Source organism: Pseudomonas sp., from assembly GCF_040514055.1.
Classification (GTDB): Bacteria; Pseudomonadota; Gammaproteobacteria; order Pseudomonadales; family Pseudomonadaceae; genus Aquipseudomonas.
In genome coordinates, this window is sequence record NZ_JBEVDL010000095.1 from 21012 (window position 1) to 41646 (window position 20635).

22 protein-coding genes and 3 tRNA genes are annotated in these 20635 nt (G+C 63.3%); 10 read left to right on the forward strand and 15 right to left on the reverse strand.

Features of this window, described 5'->3' with window-relative positions:
• Positions 1-20 precede the first annotated feature (20 nt).
• Entirely contained in the window at positions 21-242 is a 222-nt protein-coding gene (locus ABWY06_RS24985; RefSeq protein ID WP_353928292.1) for a DUF1127 domain-containing protein, read from the reverse strand.
• A 97-nt stretch (positions 243-339) separates the two neighbouring features.
• Between ABWY06_RS24985 and ABWY06_RS24990 the strand changes: the two genes are divergently transcribed.
• Positions 340-1194, forward strand: coding sequence for a LysR family transcriptional regulator (locus tag ABWY06_RS24990; protein ID WP_353928293.1), 855 nt, complete (start codon positions 340-342; stop codon positions 1192-1194).
• Here ABWY06_RS24990 and ABWY06_RS24995 read toward each other — a convergent pair.
• A complete protein-coding gene (locus ABWY06_RS24995) occupies positions 1184-1939 on the reverse strand; it encodes a sulfite exporter TauE/SafE family protein (protein WP_502948252.1) in 756 nt (251 codons plus the stop codon). The two genes, ABWY06_RS24990 and ABWY06_RS24995, sit on opposite strands and share 11 nt — an antisense overlap.
• A 103-nt stretch (positions 1940-2042) precedes the next feature.
• Here ABWY06_RS24995 and ABWY06_RS25000 point away from each other — a divergent pair, with 103 nt between their 5' ends.
• Positions 2043-2999: a LysR family transcriptional regulator gene (locus tag ABWY06_RS25000; RefSeq protein ID WP_353928294.1), complete on the forward strand. Its 957-nt coding sequence runs from the start codon at positions 2043-2045 to the stop codon at positions 2997-2999.
• Here ABWY06_RS25000 and ABWY06_RS25005 read toward each other — a convergent pair whose 3' ends face one another.
• A complete protein-coding gene (locus ABWY06_RS25005; RefSeq protein WP_353928295.1) occupies positions 3000-3500 on the reverse strand; it encodes an RDD family protein in 501 nt (166 codons plus the stop codon).
• A gap of 539 nt (positions 3501-4039) precedes the next feature.
• Between ABWY06_RS25005 and ABWY06_RS25010 the strand changes: the two genes are divergently transcribed.
• Positions 4040-4468, forward strand: a complete 429-nt coding sequence (locus tag ABWY06_RS25010; RefSeq protein ID WP_353928296.1) for an organic hydroperoxide resistance protein — start codon at positions 4040-4042, stop codon at positions 4466-4468.
• Between the two features lie 120 nt (positions 4469-4588).
• Here ABWY06_RS25010 and efp read toward each other — a convergent pair whose 3' ends face one another.
• Complete coding sequence (gene efp / locus ABWY06_RS25015; protein ID WP_353928297.1) at positions 4589-5161, reverse strand: elongation factor P; 573 nt, start codon at positions 5159-5161, stop codon at positions 4589-4591.
• Between the two features lie 227 nt (positions 5162-5388).
• On the opposite strand from efp, the gene ABWY06_RS25020 reads away from it, so the two are divergent.
• Positions 5389-5661 carry a DUF1652 domain-containing protein gene (locus ABWY06_RS25020; protein WP_353928298.1) on the forward strand — a complete coding sequence of 91 codons (273 nt, stop codon included), beginning with the start codon at positions 5389-5391 and terminating at the stop codon, positions 5659-5661.
• 22 nt (positions 5662-5683) lie between these two features.
• Here ABWY06_RS25020 and earP read toward each other — a convergent pair whose 3' ends face one another.
• Positions 5684-6817, reverse strand: a complete 1134-nt coding sequence (earP, locus tag ABWY06_RS25025) for an elongation factor P maturation arginine rhamnosyltransferase EarP (protein WP_353928299.1) — start codon at positions 6815-6817, stop codon at positions 5684-5686.
• 208 nt (positions 6818-7025) lie between these two features.
• On the opposite strand from earP, the gene ABWY06_RS25030 reads away from it, so the two are divergent.
• Positions 7026-7352 carry a hypothetical protein gene (locus tag ABWY06_RS25030; protein ID WP_353928300.1) on the forward strand — a complete coding sequence of 109 codons (327 nt, stop codon included), beginning with the start codon at positions 7026-7028 and terminating at the stop codon, positions 7350-7352.
• A 52-nt stretch (positions 7353-7404) separates the two neighbouring features.
• Here the strand turns inward: ABWY06_RS25030 and ABWY06_RS25035 are convergent, their stop codons facing one another.
• Complete coding sequence (locus tag ABWY06_RS25035) at positions 7405-7743, reverse strand: STAS domain-containing protein (RefSeq protein ID WP_353928301.1); 339 nt, start codon at positions 7741-7743, stop codon at positions 7405-7407.
• Positions 7744-7893: 150 nt separating this feature from the next.
• Positions 7894-8049: a hypothetical protein gene (locus ABWY06_RS25040; RefSeq protein ID WP_353928302.1), complete on the reverse strand. Its 156-nt coding sequence runs from the start codon at positions 8047-8049 to the stop codon at positions 7894-7896.
• 766 nt (positions 8050-8815) lie between these two features.
• On the opposite strand from ABWY06_RS25040, the gene ABWY06_RS25045 reads away from it, so the two are divergent.
• A complete protein-coding gene (locus ABWY06_RS25045; protein ID WP_353928303.1) occupies positions 8816-9112 on the forward strand; it encodes a hypothetical protein in 297 nt (98 codons plus the stop codon).
• Positions 9113-9196: 84 nt separating this feature from the next.
• On the opposite strand, the gene ABWY06_RS25050 is transcribed toward ABWY06_RS25045, so the two are convergent.
• A complete protein-coding gene (locus tag ABWY06_RS25050; protein ID WP_353928304.1) occupies positions 9197-9448 on the reverse strand; it encodes a hypothetical protein in 252 nt (83 codons plus the stop codon).
• A 385-nt stretch (positions 9449-9833) separates the two neighbouring features.
• Between ABWY06_RS25050 and ABWY06_RS25055 the strand changes: the two genes are divergently transcribed.
• A complete protein-coding gene (locus ABWY06_RS25055) occupies positions 9834-10214 on the forward strand; it encodes a hypothetical protein (RefSeq protein ID WP_353928305.1) in 381 nt (126 codons plus the stop codon).
• A 180-nt stretch (positions 10215-10394) separates the two neighbouring features.
• Here the strand turns inward: ABWY06_RS25055 and ABWY06_RS25060 are convergent.
• A tRNA-Leu gene (locus ABWY06_RS25060) sits at positions 10395-10480 on the reverse strand.
• Between the two features lie 369 nt (positions 10481-10849).
• Here ABWY06_RS25060 and ABWY06_RS25065 point away from each other — a divergent pair.
• Both ABWY06_RS25065 and ABWY06_RS25070 read left to right on the forward strand, forming a co-directional pair.
• The gene (locus ABWY06_RS25065) at positions 10850-13690 is read left to right on the forward strand and encodes a hybrid sensor histidine kinase/response regulator (protein WP_353928306.1); all 2841 of its coding nucleotides are present in this window, start codon (positions 10850-10852) and stop codon (positions 13688-13690) included.
• Positions 13691-13826: 136 nt separating this feature from the next.
• The gene (locus ABWY06_RS25070; RefSeq protein WP_353928307.1) at positions 13827-14015 is read left to right on the forward strand and encodes a hypothetical protein; all 189 of its coding nucleotides are present in this window, start codon (positions 13827-13829) and stop codon (positions 14013-14015) included.
• Between the two features lie 100 nt (positions 14016-14115).
• Here ABWY06_RS25070 and ABWY06_RS25075 read toward each other — a convergent pair.
• The 6 genes from ABWY06_RS25075 to ABWY06_RS25100 form a co-directional block, all read right to left on the reverse strand.
• A tRNA-Cys gene (locus tag ABWY06_RS25075) sits at positions 14116-14189 on the reverse strand.
• A 39-nt stretch (positions 14190-14228) separates the two neighbouring features.
• Positions 14229-14304, reverse strand: a tRNA-Gly gene (locus ABWY06_RS25080).
• A 71-nt stretch (positions 14305-14375) separates the two neighbouring features.
• Positions 14376-14936 (reverse strand): CDP-diacylglycerol--glycerol-3-phosphate 3-phosphatidyltransferase, encoded by a 561-nt coding sequence (gene pgsA, locus ABWY06_RS25085; protein WP_353928308.1) that lies wholly within the window; start codon positions 14934-14936, stop codon positions 14376-14378.
• A gap of 33 nt (positions 14937-14969) precedes the next feature.
• A complete protein-coding gene (uvrC, locus tag ABWY06_RS25090) occupies positions 14970-16793 on the reverse strand; it encodes an excinuclease ABC subunit UvrC (protein ID WP_353928309.1) in 1824 nt (607 codons plus the stop codon).
• A 1-nt stretch (position 16794) separates the two neighbouring features.
• Entirely contained in the window at positions 16795-17439 is a 645-nt protein-coding gene (gacA, locus tag ABWY06_RS25095; protein WP_353928310.1) for a response regulator transcription factor GacA, read from the reverse strand.
• 449 nt (positions 17440-17888) lie between these two features.
• Complete coding sequence (locus tag ABWY06_RS25100; protein WP_353928311.1) at positions 17889-19484, reverse strand: bifunctional protein tyrosine phosphatase family protein/NAD(P)/FAD-dependent oxidoreductase; 1596 nt, start codon at positions 19482-19484, stop codon at positions 17889-17891.
• A 285-nt stretch (positions 19485-19769) separates the two neighbouring features.
• On the opposite strand from ABWY06_RS25100, the gene ABWY06_RS25105 reads away from it, so the two are divergent.
• Complete coding sequence (locus tag ABWY06_RS25105; RefSeq protein ID WP_353928312.1) at positions 19770-20633, forward strand: MBL fold metallo-hydrolase; 864 nt, start codon at positions 19770-19772, stop codon at positions 20631-20633.
• Positions 20634-20635 lie beyond the last annotated feature (2 nt).

The window sequence follows — 20635 nt, forward strand, 5'->3', positions numbered from 1 at the left end:
GCTACGCACGCGCCGCTCGCTCAGCGATTATTCATCGGATCGTGCCAAAACGGTTGCTCCACTTCGTGCTCGACATCCGCGCGACTCAGGCCCAGGTCCTTGAGCGCGGCCTCGTTGAGCCGCAACAGCTGCCGCCGTTGCCGCGCCAGTTCGTTCCAGCGCCGCACTTTCGCCCACCAGTGCGACACCAGGTCGATGGATTTCCGGCGGGTAAAGCCCAGTACCGCATGTTGACCGTTCATCTCGAAGCCCTCCTTAGGGGATTGGCTTCAGTCTCGCGCCGGGCTTAAGATCAATCCAACGAATGTTTCTTATACTATACATTCCACAGGATGATGTATGGCCCACTATCCCGGCATCGACACCGAGTTGCTGCGCACCTTCGTCGCCATTGCCGATCATGGCGGCTTCACCCGCGCGGCCGAAGTGCTTAACCGCACGCAATCGGCGGTCAGCATGCAGATGAAACGTCTCGAGGAAGACGTGGTGCAGCGGGCGCTGTTCGAGCGCGACGGCCGCCAATTGCGCATGACCCCCGAGGGGCAGCTGTTGCTGAGTTACGCCCGGCGGATCCTGCGCCTGCACGGCGAACTGCTGAGTACCCTGCGTGAACCCCATATGGTCGGCGCGGTGCGCATCGGCACCCCGGACGACTATGTGATGCGTTTCCTGCCGGGCATCCTCTCGCGCTTTGCCCAGGCGTACCCCCTGGTACAGGTCGAGGTGCATTGCGAGTCTTCGTCGCAGTTGCTGCAACGGGACGATCTCGACCTGTCGATCATCACGCGCGAGCCCGGTACCGAGATCGGCCAACTGCTGCGCCAGGAACGTTTCGTCTGGGCCGAGGCGATCGGCTTCAGCCCCCATGAGCAAACGCCCATGCCGCTGGCCATGTTCAACACCGATTGCTTTTGCCGCACCTGGGCCTGCAATGCGCTGGAGGCGCAATCCCACGATTACCGGGTGGCGTACAGCAGCCCGAGCCTGTCGGCGCTGATGGCCGTGGTCAGCGCCGGACTGGCCGTCACCGCGCAATTGCAGAGCCTGATCCCAGCCGACATGCGCATCCTCGGCGCGGCCGAGGGGCTGCCCGAACTGCCGATGACCAGCATCGTGCTGCTGCGCAACCCGCGCACGCAGTCACCGGTCACCGAGTGCCTGGCCGAACACATCGCCGAAGGCTTCAGACTTTAACCGCCAGCAGCACCGCGCAGAGCACCAGGAAGCCGCAGAACAGGCCACGCAGCAGCCGCTCCGGCAAGGCATGGGCCAGCCTCACGCCCCAGCCGATGCTGAGCAGCCCGCCGGCCGCCAGGGGCGCGCCGAGCAGCCAGTCGACCTGTTGATGCAGCGCATAGGTGGCCAGGGTGATGCCGGTACTGGGCGCGGCCAGGGCCAGGGATAAACCCTGGGCGACCAGCTGGCTGGTGCCGAACACGCTGGTCAGCACCGGGGTGGCCAATACCGCGCCGCCGACCCCGAACACCCCACCCAGCAGGCCGGAGCCGGCCCCCAGCAGCCCCAGCCAGGGCCAGGGTTGACGCAGCGCTGCACTGGCAGGCGGCGGGCGACGGAACAGCCGGGCCAGGGTGTACAGCGCCAGCGCCAGCAGAAAACCGACAAAGCCCAGACGCATGGCGTCGGCGTCCAGTGCCACCGCCCAGGCCGAGGCCAGCCAGGCAAAACACAGGGCGGGCACGGCCAAAGTTACGGCGTGGCGCCGGACGATCCGGTTGCGCTGGTGATAGCGCCAGAGCGCCAACAGTACGTTGGGCACCACCATCACCAGCGCGGTGCCCTGGGCCAGCGGTTGATCCAGACCGAACAGCACGCCCAGCACCGGAATCGCAATAAGTCCGCCACCGATACCGAACAGCCCGCCAAGCGTGCCCAGCGCCAGGCCCAGCATCAGGTTGATTAACAGGTCCAGCAGGGTCATCGGCCACTCTCCTCGCGCAGGCCGCCATGCTAGCGACTGATCACTGGCGGCGAAACGCACAAGCCAGCACAATGGCTGTGCGTTATCTGCATAAGTGAGAGCCATGAACCCGGATGCCATGACGCACCAGCTGGTGCTGTTTATCGACGTGCTGGAAACCGGCAGTTTCTCCGCCGCGGCCCGTCGTCACCCGCTCACCCCCTCGGCGGTGGCACGGCGCATCGACGGCCTGGAACGGGCCCTGGGCAGCAGCTTGTTCAGTCGCAGTACCCATGCGGTGCGCGCCACCCCCGCCGGGCTGGCCTTCGCCGAACGGGCCCGGCGCATCCTGCAGGAACTGCGTTTGGCGCGTGCCGAAGCGGTGTCGCTGAGCTGCGCACCGGAAGGGTTACTGCGTATCGACGCACCCGCGCCGTTCGGCCGGCGCCACCTGGCCCCGGCCATCGCCGAGTTCCTGGTGGCCTACCCCGGGCTCGACGTGCAATTGCGACTGATCGACAGTTTTGTCGACCTGCACGGCGAGCACCTGGGTGAAGTCGACCTGGTACTGCGCATTGGGCCGCTGGCCGATACCCGGCTGGTGGCCACGCCCCTGGCGCCCTTGATCCGGGTGGTCTGCGCCAGCCCCGACTACCTGCACCGACGCGGCATGCCGCGCTGTCCGGCGGACTTAAGCGAACATGACGGGCTGGATTGGGACGGCCTGGCGCCACCCTATGCCTGGCGTTTCGAGCAGCAGGGACGGCTGCAGCTGTGCCGCCCGCAGCGCATGCGCATGGTCGCCAACAACGCCGAGACCTTGCTGTTTGGTGCCCTGGCGGGCCTGGGCATCGCACACCTGCCGACCTGGTTGATCAGCGACTACTTACGCCGGGGGCAGTTACTGCCGCTGTTCTGTGAAGAGGGATTGCCGGCGCCCGAGCCCAGCGGTATCTACGCGTTGCGCCTGGACGGCCAGGCCAGCTCCCGCAGCCGATTGCTGCAGGAGTTTCTCAAGGCGCGCTTCGCCCCCGTGCCCCCCTGGGACCTGGCCTTGCAGGCCGGCCTGGGTCGCAACTGATCAGTCGCGCAGCTTGACCACACGGGTCTCGGCGATCAGGTCATGGACGCAGCGACGGTCGGCGCGAAAGATAAACAGGGCGTCGACCAGACCCACCAAGCCACCCGCGAACGGAATGGCCGAAGCGACCCACAGGACCCCATATCGCTTGGCGATCATGGGAATCCAGTCGGGTTGACGTCCCTCGAGGTCGACGATGGCCAGCTTCAGCAAACGTTTACCCAGGGTCTGACCGTAGGTTTTCAGCAAGTAGCCATTGATCGCCAGAAACGTGGCCACGCCGAGTACAAAATTCAACACTTGCAGCCCCAGGCCCGGCTGCTTGCCCTCCATCACACCGTCGAAACTACCGGTCAGCCAGGCCACGGGCAGCGTCACCACCAGGACCGCCAGGGCATCGATGAGAGCGGCTCCCAGGCGTTCGCCTCGACCGGCGAGCTCCAAGCTAGTCTCGGATCGTAGCTCCGCCGCGGGCGCCTGAAAGGGGTTGGGCGTATCCATACTGCACTCCTGGTCATTGGAAGAGAGAAACACATCATGATGCCCAGCACGCAAGTTGCACGACAAGGAAGCCCATCACAGCCTGTGCAGGATATTTACCTGCCCTCCTAAACGTCAGCCTGCCACTGTTCTGAACAATACCGCTACGCAACCAGGGCATGCACCATAGCGCCCTGCACACCACTTCGCTGTTGCTGGCCCGCACGCGCAGAAACCGGGACGAACGGAGGGTGGAACTGCACCTGACGGACAATGGGTCGCGCGGCGGGCGCAGGCCAAGGCCGTGCCGGGTGGCAGCCTGCAGGCGACCGCGCAGTCCATGACGCAACGGGGCAGCCTCAAGCAAGCTCTGGTGGCCCTGGCAGGTGTTTGCAAAAGGCGGTCCGACTGCCTAGCCGCCCAGCGCCAGGCACCGCCATAAGCACGACCGACAAAATCATAAAATATATATTGCGCACAAAAATAAATAGCACTAAATTAAATCCCAAGCGCCAGGAAGGCGTGCCAACACTCAGCGAACCCACCACTGGAGACTTACCATGACCCCGATCAAAGCCCTGTACACCGCCACTGCCACCGCCACCGGCGGGCGCGATGGCCGCGCCGTGTCCGACGACGGTGTGCTCGACGTGAAACTCAGCACGCCCCGTGAGCTGGGCGGTCAAGGCGGCGAAGCGACCAACCCGGAGCAGTTGTTCGCGGCGGGTTACTCGGCGTGCTTTATCGGCGCGCTGAAGTACGTCGCCAGCCAGAGCAAACAGGCGCTGCCGGCGGACAGCTCGATCACCGGCAAGGTCGGCATTGGCCAGATTCCCGGCGGTTTTGGCCTGGAGGTCGAGTTGCAGATCAACTTGCCGGGGCTCGATCGCGCCGTGGCCGAAGAGCTGGTCGCCGCCGCTCACCAGGTCTGCCCTTACTCCAACGCCACCCGCGGCAATATCGACGTGCGCCTGACCACCACCATCTAACACCTCGCTGACTCGCAAGCCTGGCCCCGCCACTCCGGCCGGCCAGGTCATCGGGCTGAATACGACAGGCATAAAAAAGCCCGGCCAGAGCCGGGCTTTTTCGATACACCAGGTCGGCTATTAAACCGGGGCCTTGGCGCGCGACTTGTACTCGCCGGTGCGGGTGTCGATTTCGATCCAGTCGTCGATCTCGCAGAAATCAGCCACTTTCACTTCGGTGCCGTTGCTCAGCTTGGCCGGCTTCATCACCTTGCCCGAGGTATCGCCGCGTGCGGAACCTTCGGTGTAGGTGATCTGGCGAACGATGGTGGTCGGCAGGTCTACGGACACCACCTTGCCTTCGAAGAACACCGCTTCACAGACGTCGGTCATGCCATCGACGATAAACGGCAGTACGCTTTCCAGGTCATCCTGGTTCAGCTCGTACTGGTTGAATTCCTCGTCCATAAACACATAGTTGGGTTCGCTGAAATACGAGTAGCTCACCGCCACACGGTCGAGGATCACCGGCTCGAGTTTGTCGTCGGCCTTGTAGACGGTCTCGGTCGAGCTACCGGTCAGCAGGTTCTTCAGCTTCATCTTGACGATGGCGCTGTTACGACCGGACTTGGTGAACTCGGCCTTCTGGATCAGCCAAGGCTGGCCGTCGATCAGCGCCACACTGTTGGGCTTCATTTCTTGTGCGGTTTTCATACGAATATCCGAATTTGGATGGGCTACAGAAATCTAGGCCGCGTATCATAGCCAATTCGATCCCATATGGGTATCGGGGCTTACCGACGGCGCCAAACCAGACGACCTGCTGGTGCTCAACGTTCGCTGCGCTGCGCCGCATCCTGGTGCAGCTGCTACATTCAATCGAAGGGCGCGGCATGCCGGTCGCAGTCGCTGGAGCACGGCCCTTTTGTGAGGTAGCCCCTATGAGCAGAATGTCCTTCCCCAGCGCGTGCCAGCGCCTACGCACCCACTTCTACCCGATTGGCTTCGATGCCACCCTGGACAGCCCCGGCAGCATGGCGGTGCGGCTGTTTGTGGTTGGCACTGGCGAGACCCTGCTGTCGATTGCCGGTATCGCCTGCAGTCACAGCCTCACCGAGGCCCAAGTGGAGCGCATCATCGTCGCCATCGAGGCAGCCATCGACTCGGCGGTCTGCCCCCCCGCGCAGGTCACGCGCCAGGCGCAACGCGCCTGAGAAAGCCGCCAAGCGCTGTTGCTCAGGCCGACCAGTGCCGGTAAAAGTCCAGCAGTTGAGTCGCCAGGTCAGCCTGCACGGCTTGCCGCTGCGCCCAGCCTTGCGCATGCGCCTGCCACCGCGGCCATTGCTCGCTGAACGCTGTCCATGCGGGCCCCATGGCAGCCCCGGCGTTCCACGCCTGCCACAGTGCCTTAATGGGCTGCGCGGCCGCGGACGGCAGCCCCTCGAGGTAACGTGCCAGGAACGCTTCCAGTTTGTCCCAATGCGCGTCCTCCTGTTGGGGGTAAATCTGCCAGAGCAGCGGCCGGCCGGACCATAGCGCCCGCAGGAACGAGTCTTCCCCGCGCACCGCATTGAAGTCACAGCACCACAACAGGCGGTCGTAGTGATCCTGCTCGAGAAACGGCAGCACCTCCACCTGCAGATGGCCGATCATGAACGGGACTCCGGACTCCAGCGCGCCGCTACCCAGCGCCTGGCGCAAATCACCCAGAATACGTCCCTGGGGCACCAACAGCAGGGTCGGTGTGGCCTCTGCGGCCAGGCAGGCGAGCCAGCTGGCCAGTGCGGAATTCTCATAGGCGAACAGCGAGATCACCCGCTGCGCGGGCGACCACTGCACCCCCAACTCTCGAAACAAGGACGCCCGGGCCGCGTCATCGGCCTGCACAGCCTGGCGCCGTTCCAGCAGGCTGCGCTCGCGCAACAGGCCACCGGTGGCGTCACTGAACCCGGGGAAAAAGAAGAATTTCTGCAGGCCTTGGGACTGCAACGAGGGCAAACCATGGCAGCCCTCCACCCAAGGTTCGGCGCTCAGGTACTCCAGGTTGAGCCAAAGCGGCGGCGTCCGGCCTCGCATGGCGACCAGGTAGTCAGCGGGCAACTCACAGGCAAAGGCTTCGATCACCACGTCGGCCGCGGCGACAGGCTGCCAGGGATCCAACCATTGGCACACCTCGACCCCCTGCCGCCATTGCCGCGTGGCCGTCGCGTCGGCCGCGGGACAGAGCCGGGCAAAGGCATCGATGTCATCCACCCAGAGACGCACCGCCAGGCCATGCTCGGCAACCAATTGCCGGGCCAGCCGCCAGGTCACCCCAATGTCGCCATAATTGTCGACCACACGGCAAAAGATGTCCCAGCGGCTGTTCATTGGCGAATTCCAGTGCAACGTTAAAAGAACTTGGCTAAACGCCCAGCCAAGCAGGAAGCTCACGTCTGACAGAGCGACCCGGCGCCCATTCTAGCCCTCGGCCAGGACCACTCAAAACCGGACAGCGTCGGCGACGCTAAGCGACAGGCGAGCCGAACGCGTCCGGAGCTATTACCCTGTCTGCCAGTCCCTCCTGCGGAAATCTGCCATGCGTCTTTTGTCATTCACCCTTTTTCTCGGCCTGAGTACCCTGAGCGCCTGCAGCCAGGACCGAGGTATCAGCGCCGAGGACCTCGAACCCACCTTTGCCCGTTGCAAAGCGGAAATCGAGCGCGCGGCCGGCCAAGACTTCAAGGCCAATCGAGTAACGTATCGGGGATCGGGTCAAGTTCAGGTGGACGAAAGCGATAACGTCACCATGGACCTGGAGGTCGACCTGCATTTCGAGCTAACCGGAAAAACGCTCTACAAATCGGCACGTTGTGTTTTCTCAGGCTGGCGAGACAGGCTCACACTGACACTCCTGGATCGTTAGGGCCTGATGACGCTGCCTGCACAGCCGCGCCTGTCAGCGGAGCGCCGCACCCTCAACTGATATCGAACAGCTGGAGAAAGTTGGCCACATCCAGGATGCGCCGGCAATACGGGCTGCAGTTACGCAGTAGGATCCGGGCCGGCTCGGCGCCGGCATATCCGGCACCGGCACCGGCACCGGCACCGGCATAGTCACGCAGCAACAGCAGCAGGCCCAAGGCCGCACTGTCGATTCGGGTACAGTTGGAAAAATCCACGATAAACCGCGTCGGCCGAACGGCCGGCGAACGATACAGCAGCTCGAACTGCCGCTGCGCTGCGAAATCAAAGTCGCCCTCGACCCAGAGGGTTAGCGAACCGCCCTGTTCGCTCACTTCTGTCCTGACGGTCATCGCTCGCCTGCTCCGTCTCTCGGACATTCAACCTGATCGCCAGTGCGTACAGGCAGTGTGTCAATCTGAAGGAGTGCCCACTTGACGGGCGTAAAGAAACCCGCTCGGTGACTGAACCGGGCACTGGCGGCGGGTGCAACCTCAAGCCGCTCAGCAGAAACGGTCCAAGACACGGTCATCGGCAATATCGATAGGCGAATAGACCGTCGGCACGGGCAAAGCGTTTGGCACCACTGGCTCATCCAACGGCCAATCCACTTCGGGCGACGCCTCAAACTCGGCGAGGGTATCAGGGTACAGGTCCATGAAATTCCTTTGGGCATAATAGTGGCCGCTAACTTGGAGCGGTACCCTAAGGATTTGTTCAGCGCTGCACCGGCTAGCCGCTGAACGGTGCTACAGGCTTGGATACAGCGGTGGTTCCGGTCCAGGGTCGCTAACAGAACACCATTGCGCCCAGAAACCATCATCGCAAGTTCCACAGCCACACCTACAACTTGACCTAATGATCAACAACTTACAAAGAGCGAGGTTTTGCTCCCAGAGAAAATCCAACCGAAGCCGAACTTGGAAAACGCCAACACATTAAAGGCGACCTATTGTACTGCACTCCGTAAATAGCCATCTTAGTCATCTGACTGGCCGGGGCCGTCTAGATGCTGCACCAACATCCAATCAGCGCGCCACGCCAACCACCGGTTAGCTGGGTCCTTGCTGGAGCTCATCACAACACCCGCACAAACCGTTAAGCCAGTCGATGCAACGGGCCGACGCCCTGAATGGCTCATCGTGCGTGATGCACCCGACAAAGGTACCCATTAAATATCAGCCTTGTCTTGATCGAAGCACGCCCAGTGGCTACGAGTCAGCCAACGTTCAATAACGCAACTAACCCAACCCAACTTACCTGCCAGGAGAGTCCCACTCATAGATTAATCTGACCCACCCGCCAGCCTCAACGATATCAAGCGAAGCGAAACACCATTGATCGGATGCAAGTTAACTAATAGTTGATCGACCAACAATCAATGCTAAATTCCCTCAAGATCGTTATCATAACAGGGAGGTCTGTATGGCGATCAAGTTACCGAACCCGGTCATCGAAAACATCCTCGAAACCAGCATGCCCGCCTTTCGGATTCGCTGTTCCTGCTGCGCCGATGGATTCTTGTCTTTTCAATTCCAAAGTCATTCCAATGTCGATAGCTTTGTCATCGTCGGCATCCGCGCCGACGAATGCGGCAATGCACAAGACGTCCGGCGGCTGGGGGCAGCATTATTGGAGGACTATACCTTTGCAATGGCAGGACGAATAACCCGCAGCGTACCGGAAATTTGCCGTTGCGGCGCAGTGCAACTGCCGACATAGGCACTGCCGAGCACAGTCTGAACGGTGTTCGGCCATTGACAACACCTGCCGCCTATACCTCCATCGAAACAGCAGCAGCGGCGATTAACCTTTCCCCTTGAAGTTACGAATCTCACGCTCGGCGCGCCCTTCCGAACCGTGAAACTTGGCAAGAATGGCGATCGCCAACAATAGCTGACCCTGGGCAAAACTGCTCATGCGTTCCCAATCTTCCAGCAAGGCGGCGAATACGGCATCACCAGCCCTTGCCGGATCCTCGGGAATCGGCCGCTTGGCGGTCTTCAAGTAGTGCCGGACCGCTTCGATCAGCAGTTTTTTACGGACCCTTTTATCCATCCGTCAGCTCCTTCTGAAGGGGTCACAGGTGGCGGGAAGGGCAGGCAGAACCGCCACCTCGCCCGATCACCACGTGTCGCTGATATCGACTACCTGGCGGGTCGGCGGTTCCTGAAGGCCGCGGTTCAGAATAGCGGCGGTAGCGAACCCTTTCTGGGCAGCGTGGTATTTTCGCTACCAGGCAGCTGGGACACCTGCGCCCCACAGAGGCCGCCATTTGCGTGCCTTATGCGACACGCGAACCGCCGCATGGCATCGGCACTTTCGTCCCCCTCCCGCTGGGCTTGTTCCTGGATGTTAGGTATAAGGTCTGTCGTCCCAAGTGGCGCCGCAAGCCTGTGGCCCAAGCGTTATTCCTTCGCAGTAGAATTCGCCAGGAGGCGCCATGCGCACAGTAGTACCGCTGATAATGATCGTGCTTTTAACCGGATGCGCCGCGAAGTCCTACCTGCAACAGTGGCAAGGCGGAACCGGTGCGCTGACGCCCCATGCGGGACCGGTTTGCCTGCTGACCACCCCGCTTTCACCCTCCCAACCCTCGACCTTGATCGGACGGGCCGTGGCCAGTAAATTTTTCGGGGGGTTTGCCGAAACATTCCTGGCTCTGGCGAACACCGGTCGTCAAAGCGGCGCCGACGCGATCATTGACATGAGCAGCCGTTATCGCCCCCTATTGATACCCCGCGCTCAGGCCTACGGGATGGCGGTCAAGCTGGCTCACCCAGAGTCATTCAACTGCACGGCAGCCGGCGGTAAGATGTATTGAGTCACGGGGTTGTTGCCCGCAAGGTGCCCTCCCCCCCCAAAGGTCAGGCGCGTAACGCGGGTGACCTCGCACTGACAGCCCATCCGGACAGGGCACGGATAGAGCCAAACGCTTCGTACGAAAGTTGCGAGGGCGAGCAGGGCCAGAACTCCGGCGAATCGCTGGGGCCGTTATAAAAGATGGTGCCCGGAGCCGGGGTCGAACCGGCACGCTCAAAGAGCGAGGGATTTTAAGTCCCTTGCGTCTACCAATTTCGCCATCCGGGCGGTAACGCGAGGCGTCGGGACTCAGTGCATTCGCACCGGCCTGACGAGGGCAGGAATATATAGAGCCTGCCCCGCCGAAGCAAGTTCGGGTCACCGCCCGCACGCCCGCCAGCAAAAAAAAACTCGGCGGATCAGCAGGCTACGAACCTCATAAGGCTATCCGCGGTCCAAGGACCTGCTGCACCTGTGCCAGCTGCACGCTTTGACAACTCCCCTCGCTTGGTGGGACGCTGCAACCATGCTCCGAAACCACTGTTGCAGTTTTTTCGTCGGCCCGACTGGGCGCCTATCCTTGCCCACCGCCGGCAGAGTTCGTCGCGCATGCCCCGACAGACCGCCTCTCGAGCCAGGTCCTGGCAGTGAACTCCGATGCGCCCGCTGACGGCCGACCCGGGCGCAGGGTGCGCCTTCCTCAGCGGCGGCGGCGAAATGGGCCGGCGGGTGCGCCGACATCCCTGGGCGGACACGCCGCTCGGCGAACCCGTCCGCTGGCCGTTGCCGCTGCAGACCCTGGTGGCCGTCACCCTGGGCGCCAACCAGCCGATGTTTATCGCCTGGGGCGACCAACATACCCTGCTCTATAACGACGCCTACGCGGAACTGTTGGGCGACAAACACGACACCGCCCTGGGCAGACCGCTGCTGGAGGTGTGGAGAGAGATCCGGCCTCACCTGGAACCCATAGTCGAACGGGCCTATGCCGGCGAATCGGTGCACATGAACGACCTGCGTTTCGTCATGGAGCGTCATGGTTATCCCGCGGAAGCCTACTTCACCTTTTCCTACACCCCCGTGCGCGACGAACAGGGCCAGGTCGCCGGCTTTTTCTGCCCCTGCCTGGAAACCACGCGCCAGGTGCAGACCGAACGACGCCGGGCCGAGGACACCGCGCGCCAGCGTCGGCTGTTCGAGCGGGCCCCGGGTTTTATCACCATCCTGCAAGGCCCCGAGCACCGCTTCGAATTCGCCAACCTGGCCTACGCCAAACTCACCGGCGACCGTGACCTGCTTGGCCGGTCGGTACGCGAGGTCTTTCCCGAGCTGGCCGGTCAGGATTTTTTCGAGCGCCTCGACCAGGTGTACCGATCCGGCGAACGCTATATCGCCCAACGCAATCCGATTCGTCTGAATCAGACCCCTGGAAGCGCGCCGGAACTGCGCTACCTGGATTTTATCTACGAACCGGTGACCAACGAACTGGGCGCCGTCACCGGCATCTTCGTCGAAGGCCATGACGTCACCGATGCCTATATGGCCCAGGAAGCCCTCTACACCAGCGAGCAAACCTTCAGCGCCCTGACCCAGGCCATGCCCAACCATGTCTGGACCGCCCCGGCCGGTGGCCTGCTCGACTGGTTCAACCCCCATTGCTACCAATACAGCGGCGCCGCCCAAGGCGAACTGGACGGCCACGGCTGGACCCGCCACGTGCACCCCGACGACCTGCCGTCCGCCTTGCAGCGCTGGAACGCCGCCCTGGCCACCGGCACCCCCTATGAAGCCGAACTGCGTTTACGCCGCCACGATGGCGCCTACCGCTGGCACCTGTCCCGCGCCGTGCCTATTCAGGACGACACCACCACCCTCAGCCGTTGGATCGGGACTCACACCGATATTCATGATCAGAAGCAGGCGGCCCAGGCCCTGCGCGAGCTCAACGACACCCTGGAAATGCGCGTCGAAGCCCGCACCGCGGAGCGTGACCGGGTCTGGCGCAACTCGCGCGACCTGCTGGCCATTTTCGACACCCAGGGCGTCTTTCACGCGGTCAATCCGGCCTGGCAGGAGATCCTGGGCTATACGCCCGCGGAACTGACCGGGCGCAGCTTTCGCGAATTCGTCTGGCCGCCGGACCGCGCGCTGACCGAACAGCGGCTGGCGTTGGCCGCCACCCAGGCACTCACCAGCTTCGAGAGCCGCTACCGGCACAAGGACGGCACGCCCCGCTGGATTTCCTGGCAGAGCAGCGTTGAAGGGCAGCAGATCTACGCCTACGGCCGGCACATCAGCGCGGAAAAGGCCCAGGCCGATGCCCTGCGCGAAACCGAGGAGCTGCTGCGTCAGGCCCAGAAAATGGAGGCCGTCGGGCAACTCACCGGCGGCATCGCCCACGACTTCAATAACCTGCTCGGCGGCATCCTGGGCTCGTTGGAGCTGATCCAGCTGCGCATCGACCAGGGCCGGCTCGAGAGCCTGCCGCGCTACACCCGTAACGCCATGAACTCGGCGCAACGGGCCGCGGCGCTGACGCACCGCCTGCTGGCCTTTGCCCGTCGCCAGCCCCTGGACCCCAAACCGGTGGACGCCAACCAGTTGGTTCGCGACATGCAAGACCTGCTGCGCGGCACCCTTGGCCCGACACACAGCCTGGCCTTGACCACCGCCGAGTCCCTCTGGCCCACCCTCTGCGATCCGAACCAACTGGAAAGCGCCATCCTCAACCTGGCGCTCAATGCGCGGGACGCGATGCCGCAAGGCGGCACGCTGAGCATCGAAACCGCCAATACCGAGGTCGACCGCAGCAGCGCCGACCTGGTGAACCTGCCCCCCGGTCAGTACGTGACCCTGAGCATCCGCGACACCGGCACGGGCATGCCCGCGGAGGTGGCAGCCCGGGCCTGCGAGCCGTTTTTTACCACCAAACCCCAAGGCCAAGGCACCGGTCTCGGCCTGTCGATGGTCTACGGCTTCGTCAAGCAAAGCGAGGGTCACCTGCAGCTGAGCTCCGAGCCCGGCAAAGGCACCTGCGTGCAGATCCACCTGCCGCGCCACGCCGGCAGCCTGGAGCAGGAAGCCGGCGAACAGCGCGACGCGCGCGTGCGCGCCTCGGCGGATAAAACCGTGCTGCTGGTGGAAGATGACCCGGTGTTACGCAACCTGGTCGGCGAAGTGCTGCAGGACCTGGGCTACCACACCCTGGCCGCCGCTGACGGGCCGTCCGGGCTGAATATCCTGGACACCCACCGGGGCATCGACCTGCTGATCACGGACATCGGCCTGCCCGGCATCAATGGTCATCAGTTGGCCAAACTGGCGACGCACAAGCACGCCCACCTCAAGGTACTGTTTATTACCGGTTACGCCGAGGACGCCACCTCGGCCAGCGGCTTTCTCGGGCCCGCCATGCAGATGATCACCAAACCCTTCGCGATCACCACCCTCGCCAGTCGTATCGAAGAGATGCTCAGCCAGCCCCTGGATGCCAGCTGATCCAGACCCGATCGCCTCCGGGTAACGGTACGACTAACGGTCGTTTTAAACGGCGTGCACGCGACGCAACGCGCCTATATTCACGATTCACGGCTTTCCAGCCCGTTACTGATGTTCGCTTCAAGGAGGAGACGACATGATTACGCTGAAGCCAACCAACGCCGCGACCGCCTACTTCCAGCAATTCAGCCTTCGTTACCTGGAAGAGGCATTGAAGGGGCCTGCGGATCTCGCCGACTGCCAGGCCTGGGACCTTACGGCGCAGCAGTGGCGTGAACAGATCAAGGCCGCACTGGCGGTCAAGCGAGGAGACCAGGTGGCCTGATCGTGCAGGGAGTCGACTGGGCCGCCGCGGCGGCTCAGTCGCGCACCACCTGGCCCCAAACAAAAAACCCCCAAGGCCCGGGGCCTTGGGGGTCTATGTATGGAGGCTGAGGTCGGAATCGAACCGGCGTTCACGGATTTGCAATCCGGTGCATAACCACTCTGCTACTCAGCCTTTAAAGCAAACGGGCCGCTGTGGACGGCCCGTAAAATTTGGAGCGGGAAACGAGACTCGAACTCGCGACCCCGACCTTGGCAAGGTCGTGCTCTACCAACTGAGCTATTCCCGCTTGTCTTGCTTGGTGACGGGCGCCATTCTATCTGATCGGAGCGCCGCGTCAACCGCTTGATTCAAAAAACTTTATTTCTTTTCCGTGGTGGTGCGCAAGTGCGGCCAGGCGGCCCTCAGGTACTGCAGCATGGACCACAGGGTCAGGGCCGCCGCGAGCAACAACAGGCAATAGCCCAAGCCGACCCAAAACGTCAGTACCGGCGGATTGCCGAGCAGGATGACCAGCGCCATCATTTGTGCCGCCGTTTTCCATTTGCCCAGGTTCGACACCGCCACCTGGGCCCGGGCGCCCAGCTCGGCCATCCACTCGCGCAGGGCCGAAATGACGATCTCCCGGCCGATGATGATGGCCGCCGGCAGGGTCAACCACAGGCTGGCATGCTCTTCGACCAACAGCACCAACGCCACCGCCACCATCAGCTTGTCCGCCACCGGATCGAGAAAGGCGCCGAACGGGGTGCTCTGCTCGAGTTTTCGGGCCAAGTAGCCGTCCAGCCAGTCGGTCAGCGCGGCAAACCCGAAGACGCCGCTGGCCGCCCAATAGCTCCATGAAAAGGGCATATAAAACAACAAGATAAAAATAGGGATCAGGACAACGCGCAGCACGGTAATCAGATTGGGGATATTCATCGGCACACGGGACTGGCGAAGTGATCGGGCATTCTACTCGCTGTGAAGGGTCGCATAAATCGACTCGGCAAGCTTTTTACTGATGCCCGGCGCCTTGGCAATCTCTTCGACGCTGGCACGCGTCAATTCCTGCAAGCCGCCAAAATGGTTGAGCAACTCGCGACGCCGCTTGGGACCCACGCCCGCCACCTCTTCCAGGGTCGAGGTGCGGCGCGTCTTGCCGCGCCGCGCCCGGTGACCGGTAATGGCGAAGCGGTGCGCCTCGTCGCGAATCTGCTGGATCAGGTGCAGCGCCGGCGAATCGCCCGGCAAGGTGAACTCGTGGGCGGCATCGTTCAGGTAGAGGGTTTCCAGGCCCGGTTTGCGCGTCGAGCCCTTGGCCACGCCGAGCAGCAACAGGTCGTGGATCGCCAGCTCCTGCAGCACATCGCGCGCCATCGCCAACTGCCCCTTGCCACCATCGACCAGCAGGATATCCGGCAGTTTGCCTTCACCGTCCTTGAACCGACTGAATCGCCGTGTCAGCGCCTGGTGCATGGCGGCGTAGTCGTCACCCGCGGTCACCCCTTCGATGTTGTAGCGCCGGTAATCGGACTTCAAGGGCCCCTCGGGGCCAAACACCACGCAGGAGGCGACCGTGGCTTCGCCGCTCGAGTGGCTGATATCGAAACACTCCAGGCGCTGCGGCGGCTCGTCCAGGTCCAGCGCCTGGGCCAGGGCCTCGAAGCGCGCGGACAGGTGCTGGCGGTTGGCCAGGCGCGCGGCCAGGGCCTGCTCGGCATTGGTCACCGCCAACTGCTGCCAGCGCGCACGTGTCCCGCGTACCCGGTGACTGATGCTCAGTTCCCGTCCACGCAGCGCGGCAATCGCCGCGATCAGGGTGGGGAAGTCCTCGTGCAGCGCATTGACGATCAGCTCGCTGGGCAGTTCACGCTCCTGGTTGCCCAGATAGTACTGCGCCAGAAACGCCGCGAGCACCCCGCTGGCGTCCTCCTCGATGGCCACCTGGGGATAGAAGTTCTTGCTGCCCAGCACCCGCCCGCCCCGCACACTGATCAGGTGCACACAGGCGCCACCCGGGTTGACCATGGCCGCCACCACATCGACGTCGCCGGTGCCACCCTCCATGCTCTGCTGGTCCTGCACCCGCCGCAACAGCGAGATCTGGTCACGCAGTTGCGCGGCGCGCTCGAAATCCAGCTGCTGGGCAGCCTGCTCCATGCCGCTGGACAGCTCGTCGGTCAGGGCATTGCTGCGACCCTCGAGGAACATCACCGAATGGCGGATATCCTGGGCGTATTCCTGTGGCTCGACCAGGCCGACACAGGGCCCCTTGCAGCGCTTGATCTGATACTGCAGGCAGGGCCGCGTACGGTTCTTGAAATAGCTGTCTTCGCACTGGCGCACCAGAAAGGTCTTCTGCAGCAGGCTGAGGCTCTCGCGGATAGCGCCGGCACTGGGGTAGGGCCCGAAATAACGGCCCTTCTGCTTCTTCGCCCCACGGTGGATGCTCAGGCGCGGAAACGCCCCATCCGAAAGAAACACATAGGGGTAGGATTTGTCGTCGCGCAACAGGATGTTGTACGGCGGCCGCCACTCCTTGATCAGCGTCTGCTCGAGCAACAGCGCTTCAGTTTCATTGGCGGTGATGGTGGTTTCGACCTGGGCGATGCGCGCCACCAGCGCCGCTGTCTTGGGCGCCAGCCCGGTCTTGCGGAAATAGCTGGCCAGACGGTTCTTCAGGTGCTTGGCTTTACCCACATACAGCAGCTTGGCCTCGGCATCGAACATCCGATACACACCGGGGCGACCACTGCAGGTGGCGAGAAAGGCACTGGAATCGAACGGAAGGAACATCTCAGCTGAGCGCGTCCACCATGCCATGACGCACGGCCAACAGGGCCAGCTCCACATCGCTGGTGATCGCCAGTTTTTCGAAAATACGGTAACGGTAGGTGTTGACCGTCTTGGGCGACAGGCAAAGCTTGTCGGAAATACTCTGCACTTTCTGGCAATTGGCGATCATCAGGGCGATCTGAATTTCACGCTCGGACAGCAGGTCGAAGGGCGAGCCATTGTTCTGTGGCTGGAACGACTTGAGGGCCAGCTGCTGGGCGATCTGCGGACTGATATAACGCTGTCCGGCAAACACCAGACGGATCGCCTGGACCATTTCTTCCAGGGCCGCGCCCTTGGTCAGGTAGCCCGCCGCACCCGCCTGCAGCAACCGGGTCGGAAAAGGATCCTCCTCACAGGACGTCACCGCCACCACCTTGAGGTCCGGATGGGTCCGCAACAACTTGCGGGTGGCCTCCAGACCGCCGATGCCTGGCATCTTGATGTCCATCAGCACCACGTCGGGCTTGAGCTCCCGGGCCTTTTTCAAAGACTCCTCACCGGAGTCAGCCTGACCTATGACTTGCAGACCCTCGATATCGGCCAGCATCCGGGTGATCCCCGTGCGAACCAGATCGTGATCATCGACCACCAGCACCCTGATCAAGCAGCCACCTCGTGTGTGTGTTGACAAGCTGCTTTTCGCAGCGATCGGGCACCTGTGCCAATCCTGACGAAAAGCCTCGATTAGGCCTGACTTGGTGACCACAGGTACGGCAGCAGACACCAGACAACGGGGCATTAACAGGCGGACCCAGCATGCCACTTCGATGCTGGCGCAGCCCGCCTGACCTGTTGCGCGAGCGAAGCCCGACACTGATCCGCCCGGTCAATCACTCAAAGAAGCCGAGTTTACGCGGTCGGGGCCCAAGAGCAAACAGGGACGCGCGTACCGCGCCGAACAATCTCGCGGCGGTGCGGCGGCGCCCACGCCAACCGAGTCAGAGACCCACCGGCGGCGCCCGGTAATCCCGGCCTGGAGCGGCGCGACAGACCAGCGCGGCGCCAAGCCGCTTACCACCCCGACGGTCCGCGCCCGCCCCGTTAACCGCGGATTCAGGGCAGTGACGAACCGGCCAGCCACTCGCGCCCCTTGAGCATGCCGTTCCAATAGAACCAGGGCAGGAAATGGGCTTTGAGCCACCAGGCGGAACGGCGCGCCACCCGCGGCTCCAGGGGAAAGGTCGGCAGCAGCTTGCCACCGTAACCGAACTCCGCCAGCACCACCTTGCCCCGCTCGACGGTCAGCGGGCAGGCGCCATAGCCGTCGTAACACTGCGTCAGCACCTGACCCTCACGCTGGCTGAGCAGGTTCTGCACCACCACCACGATTTGCTTGCGCGCCGCGGCCACGGTTTTGGCATTGGCCGCCGAGCAGGCATCGCCCAGGGCAAAGATGTCCGGGTAACGTGGATGCTGCAAGGTGGCGGGATCGACTTCGCACCAACCGGCGGCATTGGCCAGGCTGCTGTGACGAACAAGGTCCGGGGCGACCTGCGGCGGCACCACGTGCAACAGATCGAAGGACTTGGCCTGACGGGTCACACTGCCATCCGCCGCGGTGGATTCGAACCAGGCGGTACGGCTGTCGCCGTCGACCTTGACCAGGTTCGAGTTGAACGCCAACTGGGCCCGGTATTTTTCCATATAGGCCATCAGCGGCGGCACAAAGGCGGCCACGCCAAACAGCTCCTTGCCGGCGAGGTTGAACTCCACCTCGATGTGCTCCAGCGCCCCTTGCCGCAACCAATGGTCGCAGGACAGGTACAGGGCCTTCTGCGGTGCACCGGCGCACTTGATCGGCATGCCCGGCTGACAAAACAGCGCCTTGCCCTGTTTGAGCTCACGCACCAGCTGCCAGGTGTAAGGCGCCAGGTCATAGCGGTAGTTGGACGTTACGCCGTTGCGCCCCAGGTTCTGCTCCAGCCCCTCGATGCGCTCCCAGGCTAGGGTCAGGCCTGGGCAGACGATCAACTGCTGGTAGCCCAGGCGGCGGCCGTCGACGAGCTGAACCTGGTGCCGTTCGGGCTGGAACGCGGCCGCCGCCGCCTTGATCCAGTGCGCGCCGGGCGGAATCACGCTGGCCATCGGGCGCTGGGTCCGCTCCTGGGCAAAGGCCCCGCCGCCCACCAGGGTCCAGGCCGGCTGATAATAATGGGTGTCACTGGGCTCCACCACCGCCACCTTCAAGTCCGGACGGCGCCGCAGCAGGCTGGCGGTCACACCGATACCGGCGGAGCCACCGCCTATGACCAGCACATCGAAACGGTCCTGCTCCAGCACCTCGCAGGCCGTGGCCGGCGCTTGCCCCGCCGCGGGCCGGGTGAGTCGATACAGCTGGCTGGAGCGGTTACCGGATCGACAGAAGGCCAACACGGGTGCCGGCAACGCTTCCAGCAACGCGGCAAAGGCCAGCTCGTCGGCGCGACTGATACCGCCGGACGCCACCGGACAATAGGCGAAGGCCAGGCCCAGCTCATCGCAGCGTGCCTGCAGGACCTGACTGCAGGGTTGCGCGGGTCCCCCTTCGTGGTCGGGCCGGTTGCAGACGATCGAACGGAAACCCAGGGCCGCCAGGGCCTCCAGGTCGTCCGCGGCAATCTGCCCGCTGCTGGAAAAATCGGGACTGTGTGAAGTGAGTGGGATATCCATATACCCTCCTGAAACACCTGTAATTGAACAACGCCACGCGGCCGCGCAAGCCACGCGAAACCTGGCAGTAAAGCGGTTATTCAGCCGTTGTCGAGCCGCGCCACGGCGAACTGCCGAGGCTGTGCGCGGGCACTCACTGCCGGCAGACGGAGGCTTATCCGCGGGGCTTCACGGGCCTGTGCCGCGCGCAGCAGACTCGATGCCTGCAGGGGCCGACGCCGTATATTCAAAGCTACGGCCTTTCACTATATTGTCAGCCCCAGGCATTACGGCATGGAGCCGCGCATGACAGCCCAGTTAGAGGCCTTTTACGACCCTGCCACCTCCACCGTCAGCTACCTGATCTACCCGACCCCCGGGGGTGCCTGCGCCATTATCGATGCGGTACTCGACTACGATGCGGCCTCGGGGCGCACCGCCACGGCATCCGCCGAACGCATCATCCAGCGCGTGCGCCAGCAACGGCTTGAGGTGCACTGGCTGCTGGAAACCCATGCCCACGCCGACCACTTGTCGGCCGCCGCCTACCTGCGCGAGCGACTGGGCGGCCGCATCGGCATCGGCGCGGGGATCCGCGACGTGCAGCAGCGCTTTCAGCGGCTGCTGAACCTGCAACCCTCGCCGCTGGACGATCCCCTGCCCTTCGACCACCTGTTCGAGCCCGGCGAGCTGTTCCAGATCGGCGGCCTGCAGGCTCGCGCGCTGCACGTCCCCGGCCATACGCCTGCGGACATGGCCTATCAGGTGGAAAACGACTGGGTGTTCGTGGGCGACACGCTGTTTATGCCGGATGTCGGCTCGGCGCGCTGCGACTTCCCCGGCGGTGATCCGCACCAGCTGTATCGCTCGATCCGCCGCCTGCTCGAACTGCCACCGGCCACCCGCCTGTTTATGTGCCACGACTACCCACCCGAAGGCCGCGGGCCTTGCTGGGAAAGCAGCGTGGACGAGCAGCGCCGGGCGAACATCCATGTGCACGACGGGATCGACGAAGCGACGTTCGTGGCGATGCGTACCGCGCGCGACCGCCAACTGTCGATGCCGACACTGATACTGCCGGCCATCCAGATCAACCTGCGCGGCGGCCGCTTACCCAATGCCGAGGCCAATGGCATCCGCTACCTGAAAATCCCGCTGGACGCGCTCTGACG